At 71.1% G+C, this 16148-nt stretch carries 15 protein-coding genes; all 15 read left to right on the forward strand.

All coding sequences use genetic code 11. The features are described from left to right. The first annotated feature begins 273 nt into the window (after positions 1-273). Positions 274-924, forward strand: coding sequence for a phosphatidylinositol phosphate synthase (pgsA, locus tag ACZ6WH_RS07095; protein ID WP_361565203.1), 651 nt, complete (start codon positions 274-276; stop codon positions 922-924). Then, positions 921-1886 (forward strand): phosphatidylinositol mannoside acyltransferase, encoded by a 966-nt coding sequence (locus ACZ6WH_RS07100; protein WP_469726636.1) that lies wholly within the window; start codon positions 921-923, stop codon positions 1884-1886. Before pgsA ends, ACZ6WH_RS07100 begins: the two co-directional genes overlap by 4 nt. Continuing rightward, positions 1883-3043 (forward strand): glycosyltransferase family 4 protein, encoded by a 1161-nt coding sequence (locus ACZ6WH_RS07105; protein WP_469726638.1) that lies wholly within the window; start codon positions 1883-1885, stop codon positions 3041-3043. The genes ACZ6WH_RS07100 and ACZ6WH_RS07105 overlap by 4 nt, the downstream gene beginning before the upstream one ends. Positions 3044-3300: 257 nt before the next feature. Next, the gene (locus ACZ6WH_RS07110) at positions 3301-3843 is read left to right on the forward strand and encodes a hypothetical protein (protein WP_362213393.1); all 543 of its coding nucleotides are present in this window, start codon (positions 3301-3303) and stop codon (positions 3841-3843) included. Positions 3844-3998: 155 nt separating this feature from the next. Beyond that, positions 3999-4910, forward strand: a complete 912-nt coding sequence (pdxS, locus tag ACZ6WH_RS07115; RefSeq protein ID WP_030251686.1) for a pyridoxal 5'-phosphate synthase lyase subunit PdxS — start codon at positions 3999-4001, stop codon at positions 4908-4910. Between the two features lie 49 nt (positions 4911-4959). Further along, positions 4960-5556, forward strand: coding sequence for a pyridoxal 5'-phosphate synthase glutaminase subunit PdxT (pdxT, locus tag ACZ6WH_RS07120; protein ID WP_432851846.1), 597 nt, complete (start codon positions 4960-4962; stop codon positions 5554-5556). 64 nt (positions 5557-5620) lie between these two features. Further along, positions 5621-6379: a YebC/PmpR family DNA-binding transcriptional regulator gene (locus ACZ6WH_RS07125; RefSeq protein WP_432851844.1), complete on the forward strand. Its 759-nt coding sequence runs from the start codon at positions 5621-5623 to the stop codon at positions 6377-6379. 194 nt (positions 6380-6573) lie between these two features. Next, positions 6574-7239: a crossover junction endodeoxyribonuclease RuvC gene (ruvC, locus tag ACZ6WH_RS07130; RefSeq protein ID WP_469726639.1), complete on the forward strand. Its 666-nt coding sequence runs from the start codon at positions 6574-6576 to the stop codon at positions 7237-7239. Further along, positions 7236-7856, forward strand: a complete 621-nt coding sequence (gene ruvA / locus ACZ6WH_RS07135; RefSeq protein WP_432851842.1) for a Holliday junction branch migration protein RuvA — start codon at positions 7236-7238, stop codon at positions 7854-7856. Before ruvC ends, ruvA begins: the two co-directional genes overlap by 4 nt. Positions 7857-7923: 67 nt before the next feature. Further along, positions 7924-9024, forward strand: a complete 1101-nt coding sequence (gene ruvB, locus ACZ6WH_RS07140; protein WP_432851840.1) for a Holliday junction branch migration DNA helicase RuvB — start codon at positions 7924-7926, stop codon at positions 9022-9024. A gap of 163 nt (positions 9025-9187) precedes the next feature. After that, on the forward strand, positions 9188-9745 hold the full coding sequence (gene yajC, locus ACZ6WH_RS07145; RefSeq protein ID WP_469726641.1) for a preprotein translocase subunit YajC: 558 nt from the start codon (positions 9188-9190) through the stop codon (positions 9743-9745). Between the two features lie 151 nt (positions 9746-9896). Continuing rightward, on the forward strand, positions 9897-11654 hold the full coding sequence (gene secD / locus ACZ6WH_RS07150) for a protein translocase subunit SecD (RefSeq protein ID WP_432851837.1): 1758 nt from the start codon (positions 9897-9899) through the stop codon (positions 11652-11654). A 1-nt stretch (position 11655) separates the two neighbouring features. Next, positions 11656-12804, forward strand: a complete 1149-nt coding sequence (gene secF, locus ACZ6WH_RS07155) for a protein translocase subunit SecF (protein ID WP_469726643.1) — start codon at positions 11656-11658, stop codon at positions 12802-12804. Continuing rightward, entirely contained in the window at positions 12801-13349 is a 549-nt protein-coding gene (locus tag ACZ6WH_RS07160; protein WP_432851833.1) for an adenine phosphoribosyltransferase, read from the forward strand. The genes secF and ACZ6WH_RS07160 overlap by 4 nt, the downstream gene beginning before the upstream one ends. A 257-nt stretch (positions 13350-13606) precedes the next feature. Further along, positions 13607-16138 carry a RelA/SpoT family protein gene (locus ACZ6WH_RS07165; protein ID WP_361562200.1) on the forward strand — a complete coding sequence of 844 codons (2532 nt, stop codon included), beginning with the start codon at positions 13607-13609 and terminating at the stop codon, positions 16136-16138. Positions 16139-16148 lie beyond the last annotated feature (10 nt).

Here is a 16148-nt window from a genome sequence, read left to right on the forward strand (position 1 = left end):
ATCTTGGGGGTGTCCGGGGATCATGCCGGACAAGCCCGAACGGGTGGTCCGGGCAGGTGTGTGCGGCCGCCAACTGCCGCCGCCGGCTGCGCTCATGGCCCTCAGGGCGGTCCCGGGCGACTGCGCCGGGCGGGTGGCGGGGGAGACCCCGGCGGGTGCGCGGGTCGTCCGCGAGCCGTGGTGCGTTCGCAAAGCGCCGAGGACCCCTGGCTACGATGGGCCAGCCGGTGGCCCCATTGACCGCGCGGCCCGCACACAACCTCCGGGAAGGCCATGCTGAACAAGTACGCGCGTGCGTTCTTCACGCGTGTTCTCACGCCGTTCGCCGCCCTGCTCATCCGTCTCGGCATCAGCCCCGACGTGGTCACCGTCCTCGGCACCGCCGGGGTGGTCGCCGGAGCCCTGGTCTTCTACCCGCTCGGCGAGTTCTTCTGGGGCACCGTCGTCATCACCCTGTTCGTCTTCTCGGACCTGGTCGACGGCAACATGGCACGGCAGCTGGGCCGGTCCAGCCGCTGGGGCGCCTTCCTGGACTCCACCCTGGACCGGGTCGCCGACGCGGCGATCTTCGGCGGGCTCGCCCTCTGGTACGCGGGCCGCGGCGACGACCTGCTGCTCTGCGCCGTGACGATCTTCTGCCTCGCCTCCGGCCAGGTGGTTTCGTACACCAAGGCCCGCGGCGAGAGCATCGGCCTCCCGGTGAACGTCAACGGCCTCATCGAACGCGCCGAACGCCTGGTCATCTCCCTGGTGGCCTGCGGCTTCTCCGGCCTGCACAAGTTCGGCGTGCCCTGGATCCAGAACCTGCTCCCGATCGCCCTGTGGATCGTGGCCGTCGGCAGCGCGGTCACCCTCGGGCAGCGGGTGGTCACCGTACGCCGGGAGTCCGCCGAGGCGGACACCGTGGGGGGAGAGAGCGCGTGAAGCCCGACATCGGCGCACTGACCGGCCCCGGCGGGCCGCTCAACAGGGAACGGCTCACCGACGCCCTGTACGGACTGGGCTGGGCCACGGTCAAGAAGCTCCCCGAACCGGTCGCCGTACGGCTCGGCGAACGCATCGCCGACACCGTCTGGAAGCGACGCGGCAAGGGCGTGCAGCGCCTGGAGGCCAACCTCGCACGGGTCGTCCCCGACGCCTCGCCGCAGGCCCTCGCACGGCTCTCCCGGACCGGCATGCGCTCGTACATGCGGTACTGGATGGAGTCCTTCCGCCTCCCGGCCTGGAGCCTGGACAGGGTCCGCGACGGCGTCGACGTCGGCGACGTCCACCGCCTCACCGAAGCGCTGGAGAGCAACCGCGGCGTCATCCTCGCCCTGCCCCACATGGGCAACTACGACCTCGCCGGCGTCTGGGTCACCCGCGCCCTCGGCGTGCCCTTCACCACCGTCGCCGAGCGCCTGAAGCCCGAATCCCTCTACGACCGGTTCGTCGCCTACCGCGAGAGCCTGGGCATGGAGGTCCTGCCGCACACGGGCGGCGCGGCCTTCGGGATACTCGCCCGGCGGCTGCGGGCCGGCGGTCTGATCTGCCTGGTCGCCGACCGCGACCTGTCCGCCTCCGGCGTCGAGGTGAAGTTCTTTGGCGAGTCCGCCAAGATGCCCGCCGGACCGGCCATGCTCGCGCTCCAAACAGGCGCGGTACTGCTGCCGGTCACCCTGTGGTACGACGGTACGCCCGTCATGCGGGCCCGTGTGCACCCCGGTATCGAGGTACCCGAGACCGGTACGCGCACCGAGAAGGCCGCCGCGATGACCCAGGAGTTGGCCGACGCCTTCGCCTCGGGCATCGCCGAGCACCCGGAGGACTGGCACATGCTGCAGCGCCTGTGGCTCGACGACCTGGAGCCGCGCCGTGCCGGCGACCGCGGGACGGAGACCTCGTGAGGATCGGCATCGTCTGCCCCTACTCGTGGGACGTCCCCGGCGGCGTCCAGTTCCACATCCGCGACCTCGCCGAGCACCTCATCCGGCTCGGCCACGAGGTCTCCGTACTCGCCCCGGCCGACGACGAGACCCCGCTCCCGCCGTACGTCGTCTCCGCCGGACGTGCCGTCCCCGTCCCGTACAACGGTTCGGTCGCCCGGCTCAACTTCGGCTTCCTCTCCGCCGCCCGGGTACGGCGCTGGCTCCACGACGGCGCGTTCGAGGTCATCCACATCCACGAACCGGCCTCCCCCTCGCTCGGCCTCCTGGCCTGCTGGGCGGCGCAGGGCCCCATCGTGGCGACCTTCCACACCTCCAACCCGCGATCCCGGGCCATGATCGCCGCGTACCCGATCCTCCAGCCGGCCCTGGAGAAGATCAGCGCCCGGATCGCGGTGAGCGAATACGCCCGCCGCACCCTCGTCGAACACCTCGGCGGCGACGCGGTCGTCATCCCCAACGGCGTCGACGTCGACTTCTTCGCCCGGGCCGAGCCGAAGGAGGAGTGGCAGGGCCGGACCATCGGCTTCATAGGCCGCATCGACGAACCCCGCAAGGGCCTCCCCGTCCTCATGAAGGCGCTCCCCGAAATCCTCGCCGAGGTCCCCGACGCGCGCCTCCTCGTCGCCGGCCGCGGCGACGAAAAGGAAGCCGTCGCGGACCTTCCAGCGGAGCTCCGCGACCGCGTCGAATTCCTCGGCATGGTCACCGACGAGGACAAGGCCCGCCTGCTCCGCAGCGTCGACCTGTACGTCGCCCCCAACACCGGCGGCGAGTCCTTCGGCATCATCCTCGTCGAGGCGATGTCGGCAGCGGCCCCCGTCCTCGCCAGCGACCTCGACGCCTTCGCCCAGGTCCTCGACCAGGGCGAGGCGGGCGAACTCTTCACCAACGAGGACGCGTCGGCGCTCGCCGCTTCGGCCGTACGACTGCTGCGCGACCCGGCGCGGCTCGCGGAGCTCCGCGAACGCGGGAGCCGGCACGTACGCCGCTTCGACTGGTCGACGGTCGGCGCGGACATCCTGGCGGTGTACGAGACGGTGACGGACGGCGCGGCGGCCGTGGACACGGACGAACGGGTGGGGCTGCGGGCCCGGTGGGGGTTGGCGCGCGACTGAAACGGGAGCTCCACCCCCACGCACCCCGTTTTTTCCCCCCACCACCGACGGGAGGGGACGGGCCGGAGCGGGTGGGGTACCGGACGTAAAGCGAAGCAGTCCGGTACCCCACCCGCGGAGGCCCGGCACCGTAGCGTCAAGCCCCGCGCAGCGGTCACCGCCCGCCGCAGGCGAAACGGCGGGGCACCCGGCATCATCGGCGCCCCCGCGAGGACGCAGCAAAGGCGCCCCCGCGAGGACCGGTAACGTGACGGCCCGTGACCACACTCATCTGGGTCGTCGTGGCCCTCGTCGTCATCGGCGTGTACCTCAGCTGGACAGCCGGCAGGCTGGACCGGCTGCACGCGCGTATCGACGCCGCGCGCGCCGCGCTGGACGCGCAGCTGCTCCGGCGTGCCTCCGTCGCGCAGGAGCTCGGGACGTCAGGCGTCCTCGACCCGGCCGCCTCGATCGTGCTGTACCAGGCCGCGCACGAGGCGAGGCAGGCCGAGGAGGACCAGCGGGAGGTCGCCGAGAGCGCGCTCAGCCAGGCGCTGCGCGCGGTCTTCGACGAGGCCGAACAGGCCGACGCCGTACGGGAGGCCCCCGGCGGCGAGCAGACGCTGACGGAACTGAACGCGGCGGTGCGGCGCGTCCCGATGGCCCGCCGCTTCCACAACGACGCCGTACGCGCGGCCCGCGCCGTCCGCCGGCACCGCGTCGTACGCTGGTTCCGCCTCGCGGGCCACGCCCCGTTCCCGATGGCGTTCGAGATGGACGACGAGGCCCCGGCGGCACTGGGGGAACGCGCGGCGGCCTGAGCGCCGTACCGGTGGGGGCGCCGACGCGGGTCCGTACGGAACCCCTGGTGGGACCGCCAAGAGCCACCGCCCTGCAATTGGCCCTTTTCACCTGCCGTACACAAACGGTTCTCTAGGTGCAGCAGCACAACCACCCGCACTTAGTGAGGTCAATCGTGTCCACCACGCCCACCACGCCCCAGTCCCCGGAGACCGGTACCGCCCGCGTCAAGCGCGGCATGGCCGAGCAGCTCAAGGGCGGCGTGATCATGGACGTCGTCACGCCGGAAGAGGCGAAGATCGCCGAGGACGCCGGCGCCGTCGCGGTCATGGCCCTGGAGCGCGTCCCCGCGGACATCCGCAAGGACGGCGGCGTGGCGCGGATGTCCGACCCGGACATGATCGACGGCATCATCAACGCCGTCTCCATCCCCGTCATGGCCAAGTCCCGCATCGGCCACTTCGTCGAGGCCCAGGTCCTGCAGTCCCTCGGCGTGGACTACATCGACGAGTCCGAGGTCCTCACCCCCGCCGACGAGGTCAACCACTCCGACAAGTGGGCCTTCACCACCCCCTTCGTCTGCGGTGCCACCAACCTCGGTGAGGCCCTGCGCCGCATCGCCGAGGGCGCGGCCATGATCCGCTCCAAGGGCGAGGCCGGCACCGGCAACGTCGTCGAGGCCGTCCGCCACCTCCGCCAGATCAAGGGCGAGATCGCCAAGCTGCGCGGCTGCGACAACAACGAGCTGTTCGCCGCCGCCAAGGAGCTGCGCGCCCCGTACGAGCTGGTCAAGGAGGTCGCGGAGCTGGGCAAGCTGCCCGTCGTCCTCTTCTCCGCCGGTGGCGTCGCCACCCCCGCCGACGCCGCGCTGATGCGCCAGCTCGGCGCCGAGGGCGTCTTCGTCGGCTCCGGCATCTTCAAGTCCGGCGACCCCGCCAAGCGCGCCGCCGCGATCGTGAAGGCCACCACCTTCTACGACGACCCGAAGGTCATCGCGGACGCCTCCCGCGACCTGGGCGAGGCCATGGTCGGCATCAACTGCGACACCCTCCCCGAGGCGGAGCGGTACGCCAACCGCGGCTGGTGAGCAAGGAGCCGGTGAGTACGTACACGAGCGAGCGAAGCGAGGCCGGTGCATGAGTGACCGCACCCCCATCATCGGCGTGCTGGCGCTCCAGGGCGACGTTCGCGAGCACCTCACGGCGCTCGCGACCGCCGACGCCCTGGCGCGCCCGGTGCGCCGCGCCGAGGAACTGGACGGCATCGACGGCCTGGTCATCCCCGGCGGCGAGTCCACGACCATCTCCAAGCTGGCGGGCATCTTCGGCATGCTGGAGCCGCTCCGGGCGTTCGTCCGCTCGGGGAAGCCGGTCTACGGCACCTGCGCGGGCATGATCATGGTCGCGGAGAAGATCCTGGACGGCCGGGACGACCAGGAGACGTTCGGCGGCGTCGACATGATCGTGCGCCGTAACGCCTTCGGGCGGCAGAACGAGTCCTTCGAGGCGGCCGTCGACGTCGCCGGGATCGACGGCGGACCGGTCGAGGGCGTCTTCATCCGCGCGCCCTGGGTCGAGTCGGTCGGCGCCGAGGTCGAGGTACTGGCCGAGCACGGCGGTCACATGGTGGCCGTCCGGCACGGTAACGTCCTCGCCACGTCCTTCCATCCGGAGCTCACCGGCGACCACCGGGTGCACGCGTTCTTCGTGGACATGGTGCGTCGGGCGGCGTGACGGCGTCTGGGTAGGATCTGGGGCGTTCGTTTTCAGAAGTTGGTTACGCGAAGGAGACAGGCGGATGTCCGGCCACTCTAAATGGGCTACGACGAAGCACAAGAAGGCCGTGATCGATGCCAAGCGCGGCAAGCTCTTCGCGAAGCTGATCAAGAACATCGAGGTCGCGGCGCGCATGGGCGGCGTCGACATCGAGGGCAACCCGACCCTCTACGACGCCATCCAGAAGGCGAAGAAGCAGTCGGTCCCGAACAAGAACATCGACTCCGCGGTCAAGCGCGGCGGCGGTCTTGAGGCCGGCGGCGCCGACTACGAGACGATCATGTACGAGGGTTACGGCCCGAACGGTGTCGCGGTGCTCGTCGAGTGCCTCACCGACAACCGCAACCGTGCCGCCTCGGACGTGCGCGTCGCCATGACCCGCAACGGCGGCTCCATGGCCGACCCGGGCTCGGTGTCGTACCTGTTCAACCGCAAGGGCGTCGTCATCGTCCCCAAGGGCGAGCTCTCCGAGGACGACGTCCTGGGCGCGGTGCTGGACGCGGGTGCCGAGGAGGTCAACGACCTCGGTGAGTCCTTCGAGGTGCTCAGCGAGGCCACCGACGTGGTCGCCGTGCGTACGGCGCTGCAGGAGGCCGGCATCGACTACGACTCGGCCGACACCAACTTCGTCCCGACCATGCAGGTCGAGCTGGACGAGGAAGGCGCGAAGAAGATCTTCAAGCTGATCGACGCGCTGGAGGACAGCGACGACGTCCAGAACGTCTTCGCCAACTTCGACGTCTCGGACGAGGTCATGGCCAAGGTGGACGCGGACGCGTAAGCACCGGGCGCGGCCGCGGTATCGGCTGACGTGACGGGCCGGCAGGGAACACGCCCTGCCGGCCCGTCACGCGTTGTCAGTGCCACCCGATACTGTGCTGAGCAGGGGATCTCCGCTCCCCCGTGGTGGGGGTGGAGGGCCGAAACGGTACGGCGGCGGTGGCGACAGCGCGGCATGAGGGGAGGGGATCACTTGTGAAGGTGCTGGGCGTGGACCCGGGGCTGACGCGCTGCGGTGTGGGTGTGGTCGACGGCGTGGCCGGACGGCCGCTGACGATGGTGGGCGTCGGGGTGGTCCGTACCCCCGCCGACGCCGACATCGCGCACCGCCTCGTCCTCATCGAGCGCGGCATCGACGAGTGGCTCGACGAGCACCGCCCCGAGTACGTCGCCGTGGAGCGCGTCTTCAGCCAGCACAACGTCCGTACGGTCATGGGCACGGCCCAGGCCAGCGCGGTCGCCATGCTCTGCGCGGCCCGGCGCGGCCTGCCCGTCGCGCTGCACACCCCCAGCGAGGTCAAGGCCGCCGTCACCGGCTCGGGCCGCGCCGACAAGGCCCAGGTCGGCGCCATGGTGACCCGGCTGTTGCGGTTGTCGGCGCCCCCGAAGCCGGCCGACGCGGCGGACGCGCTGGCGCTGGCCATCTGCCACATCTGGCGCGCCCCCGCCGTCAACCGGCTTCAGCAGGCCCAGGCGCAGGCCCGGACCGCGCCCCGGCGCACCCCGCCCCCCGCGCGCTCCGCCGGTACGGGCCGCGCCGCGGCCCAGGACCGCGCCGCCGCTCCCGAGCGCCCCGCCAGGGCCTCCCGCACCCCCGCCCCCGTACGCAGCACCACCCGTATCCCGAAGGGCACGTCATGATCGCCTTCGTCTCCGGCCCGGTCGCGGCCCTCGCCCCCGACGCCGCCGTCATCGAGGTCGGCGGCATCGGCATGGCCGTCCAGTGCACCCCCGGCACCCTGTCGGGGCTGCGCATGGGAGAGCCGACCCGGCTCGCCACCTCCCTCGTCGTACGGGAGGACAGCCTCACGCTCTACGGCTTCGCGGACGACGACGAGCGGCAGACCTTCGAGCTGCTGCAGACGGCGAGCGGCGTCGGGCCGCGGCTGGCCCAGGCCATGCTCGCGGTGCACTCCCCGGACGCGCTGCGCCGCGCGGTCTCCACGGGCGACGAGAAGGCGCTCACCGCCGTGCCCGGTATCGGCAAGAAGGGCGCGCAGAAGCTGCTGCTGGAGCTGAAGGACCGGCTCGGCGAGCCGCTCGGCAGCGCCGGGCCCGCGATCGGCAGCCCGGTCACGGCCGGCTGGCGCGACCAGCTGCACGCCGCGCTGATCGGCCTCGGGTACGCCACCCGCGAGGCCGACGAGGCGGTCGGCGCGGTCGCCCCGCAGGCCGAGGCGGCCGTGGCGGAAGGCGCGAAGCCGCAGGTCTCGCAGCTCCTGAAGGCGGCGCTGCAGTCCCTGAACCGGGCCCGCTGACCGGGCGCCCGACCGGGTACCCCTACGATCCGGCACTCCACCCACCGACGACGCGAGGCAGTACGCAGTGAACTGGGACGACAGCACCGACACCGCGGACGGACAGGACCCCGGCCTGCCGCCGGGCGGCGCCGACCGGCTGGTGGGCGCGGACGCCGACGGCGAGGACACCGCCGTCGAGGCCGCGCTGCGCCCGAAGGACCTGGAGGAGTTCGTCGGCCAGGAACGGGTGCGCGAGCAGCTGGACCTGGTGCTGCGGGCGGCCCGGGCGCGCGGCGCCACCGCCGACCACGTGCTGCTCTCCGGCGCGCCGGGGCTCGGCAAGACCACCCTGTCGATGATCATCGCGGCGGAGATGGGCGCCCCCATCCGGATCACCTCGGGCCCCGCCATCCAGCACGCCGGCGACCTCGCCGCCATCCTCTCCTCGCTCCAGGAGGGCGAGGTGCTCTTCCTCGACGAGATCCACCGGATGTCGCGGCCCGCCGAGGAGATGCTGTACATGGCGATGGAGGACTTCCGGGTCGACGTGATCGTCGGGAAGGGGCCGGGCGCGACCGCCATTCCGCTGGAGTTGCCGCCGTTCACGCTGGTCGGGGCCACGACGCGGGCCGGCCTGCTGCCGCCGCCGCTGCGCGACCGCTTCGGGTTCACCGGGCACATGGAGTTCTACGCCCCGGTCGAGCTGGAGCGCGTCATCCACCGTTCGGCGGGTCTGCTCGATGTCGACATAGAGGCCGAGGGCGCCGCCGAGATCGCCGGGCGCTCCCGCGGTACGCCCCGTATCGCCAACCGTCTGCTGCGCCGCGTACGGGACTACGCCCAGGTCAAGGCGGACGGCCTGATCACCCGGGAGATCGCGGCGCAGGCCCTGGACGTGTACGAGGTCGACCAGCGTGGCCTGGACCGGCTGGACCGTGCGGTGCTCACGGCGCTGCTCAAGCTGTTCAGCGGCGGTCCGGTGGGCCTGTCGACCCTGGCGGTGGCCGTGGGGGAGGAGCGTGAGACGGTCGAGGAGGTCGCGGAGCCGTTCCTCGTACGTGAGGGCCTGCTCGCGCGTACCCCCCGTGGCCGCATCGCCACCCCCGCCGCATGGGCGCACATGGGGCTGGTGCCGCCGCAGCAGATGACGGGCGGAAACGGACAGCAGGGGCTGTTCGGGGCGTGACGGCGCGGGGACTCGCCGGGTCAGGAACTGCGGTGGGATGCTGGGCGTTGTTCCACTGGTGCGGACTCGCTTAGACTCCGCCGATGCCGTCCGTACGGTCCGGCATACCAACCCCCGTATACCAGGCCGCGCCTCCGCGGTCGTGCGAAGGAATGTCCGTCCCGTGAATATCATGACTCTCCTCCCGTTCATCGTGCTCATCGGGGCCATGTTCCTGATGACGCGCTCCGCCAAGAAGAAGCAGCAGGCGGCAGCGCAGATGCGGAATGAAATGCAGCCCGGCACCGGCGTCCGCACGATCGGGGGCATGTACGCCACCGTCAAGGAGATCCACGACGACTCGGTCCTCCTGGAGATCGCGCCCGGCGTACACGCGCTGTACGCGAAGAACGCCGTCGGCGCCGTGCTGCCCGACGACGAGTACAACCGCATCATCGACGGTGCCGAGAAGGGCACCGTCGTCCCGGACGACGTTTCTTCCCTGACCGGCGCCTCCGCCGTCAACGCCGCCGACGACGACACCACCGAGAAGGGTGACGCCGGCGAGAAGATCGACCTGGGCAAGGAAGCTCCCGCGGAGAAGACCGCCGAGGCCGACGCCGACGAGCCGAAGGCCGACGCGGCCCCGGCCGAGGACGCCGACGCCAAGGCCGCCGAGGCCAAGGACGCCAAGGCCGAGGCCAAGGACGCCAAGAAGGACGGCGGCGCCGACGCGAAGTAGGCCCGCCTCTCAGGGAACCGCGGTGCGCGCCGAGTGCGGTGCACCGCGGTTCCTGGACCGTCTAGGCTCCGGCGGGGGCACGTCCCCACAAGACTTCGTGGCCGTCCGGCACTGACCTGACTCGGGCGGTTGGACAGGGAGATACGAGAAGGTGGCAGCACCGAACAAGGGCCGAAGGTCGCCTGCGACCCAGGGCAGGCCGGGGCGCGCCCTGATCCTGATCCTGGTCGTCATCGCGGCGCTGGTCGGGGGGATGTTCTACTCCGGCACGATGACGCCGAGGCTGGGCATCGACCTCGCGGGTGGTACGAGCTTCACGCTGGAAGCCCAGAACATGCCGGGCAAGCCCAACGCGATCAACGAGACCAACATGAAGACCGCGTCGGGGATCATCGAGCGCCGGGTCAACGGTCTCGGTGTCTCCGAGGCCGAGGTCCAGACGCAGGGCACCAACCACATCATCGTGAACATCCCCAAGGGGACGGACGCGAAGCAGGCCCGCCAGCAGGTGGGCACCACCGCCCAGCTCGGCTTCCGTACGGTGCTGACGGCCGCGGCCGGGACGAAGACGCCCACGCCGGGCGCCTCCGAGAGCCCCAAGGCCGGCAGCGGTGAGAAGGAGAAGGGCGACAGCGGCAGCTCCGCTTCGGGCACCCCCTCCGGCAAGCCCACCACCCAGGGCCGGGCCGTCAGTGACGCGCTCAAGAAGGACGACGCCCCCTCGGGTTCGGCCACGCCGTCCGCCACCAAGACGCCCAGCGCGCCGCCGGCCCAGCAGCAGCCCCAGGGTGCGGACATCCCCGCGGCGCTGCAGAAGAAGCTCGCGGCGCTGGACTGTTCCACGAAGGCGAGCCGTTCGGAGGCCGCCGAGCAGGCCGCGCGGGCCAAGCCCAGCGACTCGATCGTGGCCTGTGAGGACGACGGCAAGACCAAGTACGTGCTCGGGCCGGTCAAGGTCGAGGGCACGGACGTGGACGACGCGAAGGCCACCTTCGACCAGCAGGGCGGCCAGGGCTGGCTCGTCCAGATGAACTTCACCTCCGCCGGCGGCAAGAAGTTCGCCGACGTGACCGGTGACATCGCCACCAAGACCCCGCCGCAGAACCAGTTCGCGATCACCCTGGACGGCGAGGTCGTCTCGGCCCCGCAGGTGAGCAGCGCGATCGCGGGCGGCAACGCCCAGATCACCGGCGGCTTCACCCAGCAGTCCGCCGAGGACCTGGGGAACATGCTGTCCTACGGTGCGCTGCCGCTCTCCTTCAAGATCGCGGACGAGACCACCGTGACCGCGGCGCTCGGTGGCGAGCAGCTGAACGCCGGCCTGATCGCGGGCGCCATCGGCCTCGCGCTGGTCATCATCTACCTCATCGCCTACTACCGCGGCCTGTCCCTGGTGGCGCTGGCCAGCCTCGTGGTCTCGGCGGTGCTGACGTACACGCTGATGACCCTGCTCGGTCCCGCCATCGGGTTCGCGCTGAACCTACCGGCGGTCTGCGGTGCGATCGTGGCGATCGGTATCACCGCCGACTCCTTCATCGTGTACTTCGAACGCATCCGGGACGAGATCCGGGAGGGCCGTACGCTGCGGCCGTCCGTCGAGCGGGCCTGGCCGCGTGCCCGGCGCACGATCCTGGTCTCGGACTTCGTGTCGTTCCTGGCCGCTGCCGTGCTCTTCATCGTCACGGTCGGCAAGGTCCAGGGCTTCGCGTTCACCCTCGGCCTGACGACCCTGCTGGACGTCGTGGTGGTCTTCTTCTTCACCAAGCCGCTGATGACGCTGCTGGCCCGGCGGAAGTTCTTCTCCTCCGGGCACCCGTGGTCGGGTCTGGATCCCACGCGCCTCGGCGCGAAGCCGCCGCTGCGCCGCGGCCGGCGCACCTCCGCCCCCATCGAGACGAAGGAGGCGTGAGATGTCCAAGCTCGGCAACATCGGCGCCCGGCTGTACCGCGGCGAGGTCGGCTACGACTTCATCGGCAAGCGCAAGATCTGGTACTCCGTCTCGATCCTGATCACCATCGTGGCGATCGTGGGCCTCGCGGTGCGCGGCCTGAACATGGGCATCGAGTTCTCCGGCGGCGCGGTCTTCACCACCCCGAAGACCACCGTCTCGGCGAGCCAGGCCCAGCACCACGCCGAGTCCGCCTCCAACGGCCACCAGGCCGTGGTCCAGAAGCTCGGCAACGGCGGCCTGCGGATCCAGATCAGCGAGCTGGACACCAAGGAGGCCGTGCCGGTCCAGGAGGAGCTGGCCAAGGACCTGAACGTCCCGGTCAAGGACGTCAACACCCAGCTGGTCGGCCCGAGCTGGGGCGAGGAGATCGCGAACAAGGCCTGGCTGGGCCTGGGGATCTTCATGGTCCTCGTGGTCATCTACCTGGCCATCGCCTTCGAGTGGCGGATGGCGCTGGCGGCCCTGATCGCGCTGATCCACGACCTCACGATCACGGTCGGTGTGTACGCACTGGTCGGCTTCGAGGTCACACCGGGTACGGTCATCGGTCTGCTGACCATCCTCGGTTACTCGCTGTACGACACGGTGGTGGTCTTCGACAGCCTCAAGGAGGCGTCGCGGGGCATCACGAAGCAGTCCCGGTACACCTATGGCGAGGTCGCCAACCGCTCGATCAACTCCACGCTGGTCCGGTCGATCAACACCACGGTCGTGGCGCTGCTCCCGGTGGCCGGTCTGCTCTTCGTGGGCGGTGGCTTCCTGGGCGCGGGCATGCTGAACGACATTTCGCTCGCCCTGTTCGTGGGTCTGGCGGCCGGTGCGTACAGCTCGATCTTCATCGCCACCCCGCTGGTCGCCGACCTCAAGGGCCGCGAGCCGCAGATGCAGGCGCTGGCCCGCCGGGTCCGCAGCAAGCGTTCCGCGGCGGCGGCCAAGGCCGACTCCCAGGAGGGGGCGGCCGAGGGCGCGGCAGAGGCCGGCGAGGAGCCGCAGGACGGCGCCGGTGACCCGGCCGCGGCCGGCAGCTCGGCGGCCGGTCCGCGCAGCCGGCCCGACTCCCGCGGCAACCGGGGCGGCCGTGGCCGTCCGTCGGGGAAGCGCCGATGACCGCCCCCACGGAGCTGCGCGAGCTGCTGCTCAGCAGGATCGCCGACGTGCCGGACTACCCGCAGGCGGGCGTGGTCTTCAAGGACATCACCCCGCTGCTGGCCGATCCGGCCGCCTTCGGGAAGCTGACCGACGCGCTGGCCGGGGTCTGCGACGAGTTCGGCGCGACGAAGATCGTGGCGCTGGAGGCCCGCGGGTTCATCCTCGCGGCGCCGGTCGCGGTGAAGGCGGGCGTCGGCTTCGTGCCCGTACGCAAGGCCGGCAAGCTCCCCGGGGCGACCCTCGGCCAGAGCTACGCGCTGGAGTACGGCCACGCCACGATCGAGATCCAGGCCGATGCGCTGGGCCCGGGTGACCGGGTGCTGGTGATCGACGACGTGCTGGCCACGGGCGGTACGGCCGATGCCTCGCTGACCCTGATCCGCCGGTCCGGCGCCGAGGTCGCGGGCGTGGCGGTCCTGCTGGAGCTGGGCTTCCTGGACGGCCGCGAGAGGCTGGCGACCGGCCTGGACGGCGCCCCGCTGGAGGCGCTGATCACGGTCTGAGGCGGGGGCCGCGCGGCCCCGGGGACGTGGCCGCGGGCCGCGTCCGACACTCGAAAGCCAAGCAAAGTGCAGGTAAAAGGGCATCCGGCATAAATGCGGATGCCCTTTTGCTGTGTCCACAGGAGCACCGGCCCGCGGAGGAGCCGCGGCTGCCGGCATGGATACCATGGCAGCCCGGCCACTCCGTGGACCGGTGGTCCGGCACCGCTCTTTTCCGCCCGTTCGCCGGTGGAAAAGGTCCCAGCGAGGAGTTGCTCTTGCCAGACGAGGCCCAGCCGCTCTCCCCCCGCACGCCGGGGGGCGGCGCCGCCGCGCATCCGGACGACCGGCCCGCGGGCGGCACCGCGGACGCGTCGAAGAACGGCGGGAAGGAAGCACCGGCAGGGCCCGGCCCGACGGCTGCCCGGCCCGCCGACCCGGCGCCCAAGCCCACCCCGCCGCCCTCGGCCCCCAAGCCGCTGCCGCCGGGGTACACCGGCCAGTCCGGCAGCCGGTCCGGTTCGTCCAACCGGGTGAGGGCCCGCCTGGCCCGGCTCGGAGTGCAGCGCCAGAGCCCGTACAACCCGGTACTGGAGCCGCTGCTGCGCATCGTGCGCAGCAACGACCCCAAGATCGAGACGGCCACGCTGCGCCAGGTCGAGCGGGCCTACCAGGTCGCCGAGCGCTGGCACCGCGGCCAGAAGCGCAAGAGCGGCGACCCGTACATCACCCACCCGCTCGCGGTCACGACCATCCTCGCGGAGCTGGGCATGGACCCGGCCACGCTGATGGCGGGCCTGCTGCACGACACGGTCGAGGACACCGAGTACGGCCTGGACACCCTCCGCCGGGACTTCGGCGACCAGGTCGCGCTGCTGGTGGACGGCGTCACCAAGCTGGACAAGGTCAAGTTCGGCGAGGCCGCGCAGGCCGAGACGGTGCGCAAGATGGTCGTGGCGATGGCCAAGGACCCCCGGGTCCTGGTGATCAAGCTCGCCGACCGGCTGCACAACATGCGCACCATGCGCTATCTCAAGCGGGAGAAGCAGGAGAAGAAGGCCCGCGAGACGCTGGAGATCTACGCCCCGCTGGCGCACCGGCTGGGCATGAACACCATCAAGTGGGAGCTGGAGGACCTCGCTTTCGCGATCCTCTACCCCAAGATGTACGACGAGATCGTGCGGCTGGTCGCCGAGCGGGCGCCCAAGCGCGACGAGTACCTGGCCATAGTCACCGACGAGGTCCAGGCGGATCTCCGCTCGGCGCGCATCAAGGCCACCGTCACGGGACGGCCCAAGCACTACTACAGCGTCTACCAGAAGATGATCGTCCGCGGCCGGGACTTCGCGGAGATCTACGACCTGGTCGGCATCCGTGTCCTCGTCGACACCGTCCGGGACTGCTATGCCGCGCTCGGCACGGTCCACGCGCGGTGGAATCCGGTCCCCGGCCGGTTCAAGGACTACATCGCGATGCCCAAGTTCAACATGTACCAGTCGCTGCACACGACGGTCATCGGGCCCAACGGCAAGCCCGTCGAGCTGCAGATCCGCACCTTCGACATGCACCGCCGCGCCGAGTACGGCATCGCCGCGCACTGGAAGTACAAGCAGGAGGCCGTGGCCGGTGCCTCCAAGGTCCGCACCGACGTGCCCAAGGGCAAGGCCGGCAAGGACGACGCGGTCAACGACATGGCGTGGCTGCGGCAGCTGCTGGACTGGCAGAAGGAGACCGAGGACCCCGGCGAGTTCCTGGAGTCGCTGCGCTTCGACCTCTCCCGCAACGAGGTCTTCGTCTTCACCCCCAAGGGCGACGTCATAGCGCTGCCGGCCGGTGCCACCCCGGTGGACTTCGCGTACGCCGTGCACACCGAGGTCGGCCACCGCACGATAGGCGCCCGCGTCAACGGGCGCCTGGTACCGCTGGAATCGACCCTCGACAACGGCGACCTGGTGGAGGTCTTCACCTCCAAGGCGCCGGGCGCCGGCCCCTCCCGGGACTGGCTCGGCTTCGTCAAGTCGCCGCGGGCCCGTAACAAGATCCGCGCGTGGTTCTCCAAGGAGCGCCGCGACGAGGCGATCGAGCAGGGCAAGGACGCCATCGCACGGGCCATGCGCAAGCAGAACCTGCCGATCCAGCGCATCCTGACCGGCGACTCCCTGGTCACGCTCGCGCACGAGATGCGGTATCCGGACATCTCGTCGCTGTACGCCGCGATCGGCGAGGGGCATGTCACCGCGCAGTCCGTCGTGCAGAAGCTGGTGCAGGCGCTCGGCGGCCAGGACGAGGCCACCGAGGACATCGCCGAGTCCACGCCGATCCGCCGCTCCAAGCGGCGCTCCAGCGCGGACCCGGGTGTGGTCGTCAAGGGCGTCGAGGACGTCTGGGTCAAGCTCGCGCGCTGCTGTACGCCGGTGCCGGGCGACCCGATCATCGGCTTCGTCACCCGCGGCTCCGGCGTCTCGGTGCACCGCGCCGACTGCGTCAACGTCGACTCGCTGTCCAAACAGCCGGAGCGGATCCTGGAGGTCGAGTGGGCGCCGACCCAGTCCTCGGTCTTCCTGGTCGCCATCCAGGTGGAGGCGCTGGACCGTTCCCGGCTTCTCTCGGACGTCACGCGGGTCCTGTCCGACCAGCACGTCAACATCCTGTCGGCGGCCGTGCAGACCTCCCGTGACCGGGTGGCCACCTCCCGCTTCACCTTCGAGATGGGCGACCCCAAGCACCTCGGGCACGTCCTGAAGGCGGTACGGGGCGTGGAGGGCGTCTACGACGTCTACCGCGTCACCTCGGCCCGCCGGCCCAACTAGCCGCCGTACG

This window comes from Streptomyces sp. NPDC050806 (genome assembly GCF_055586425.1).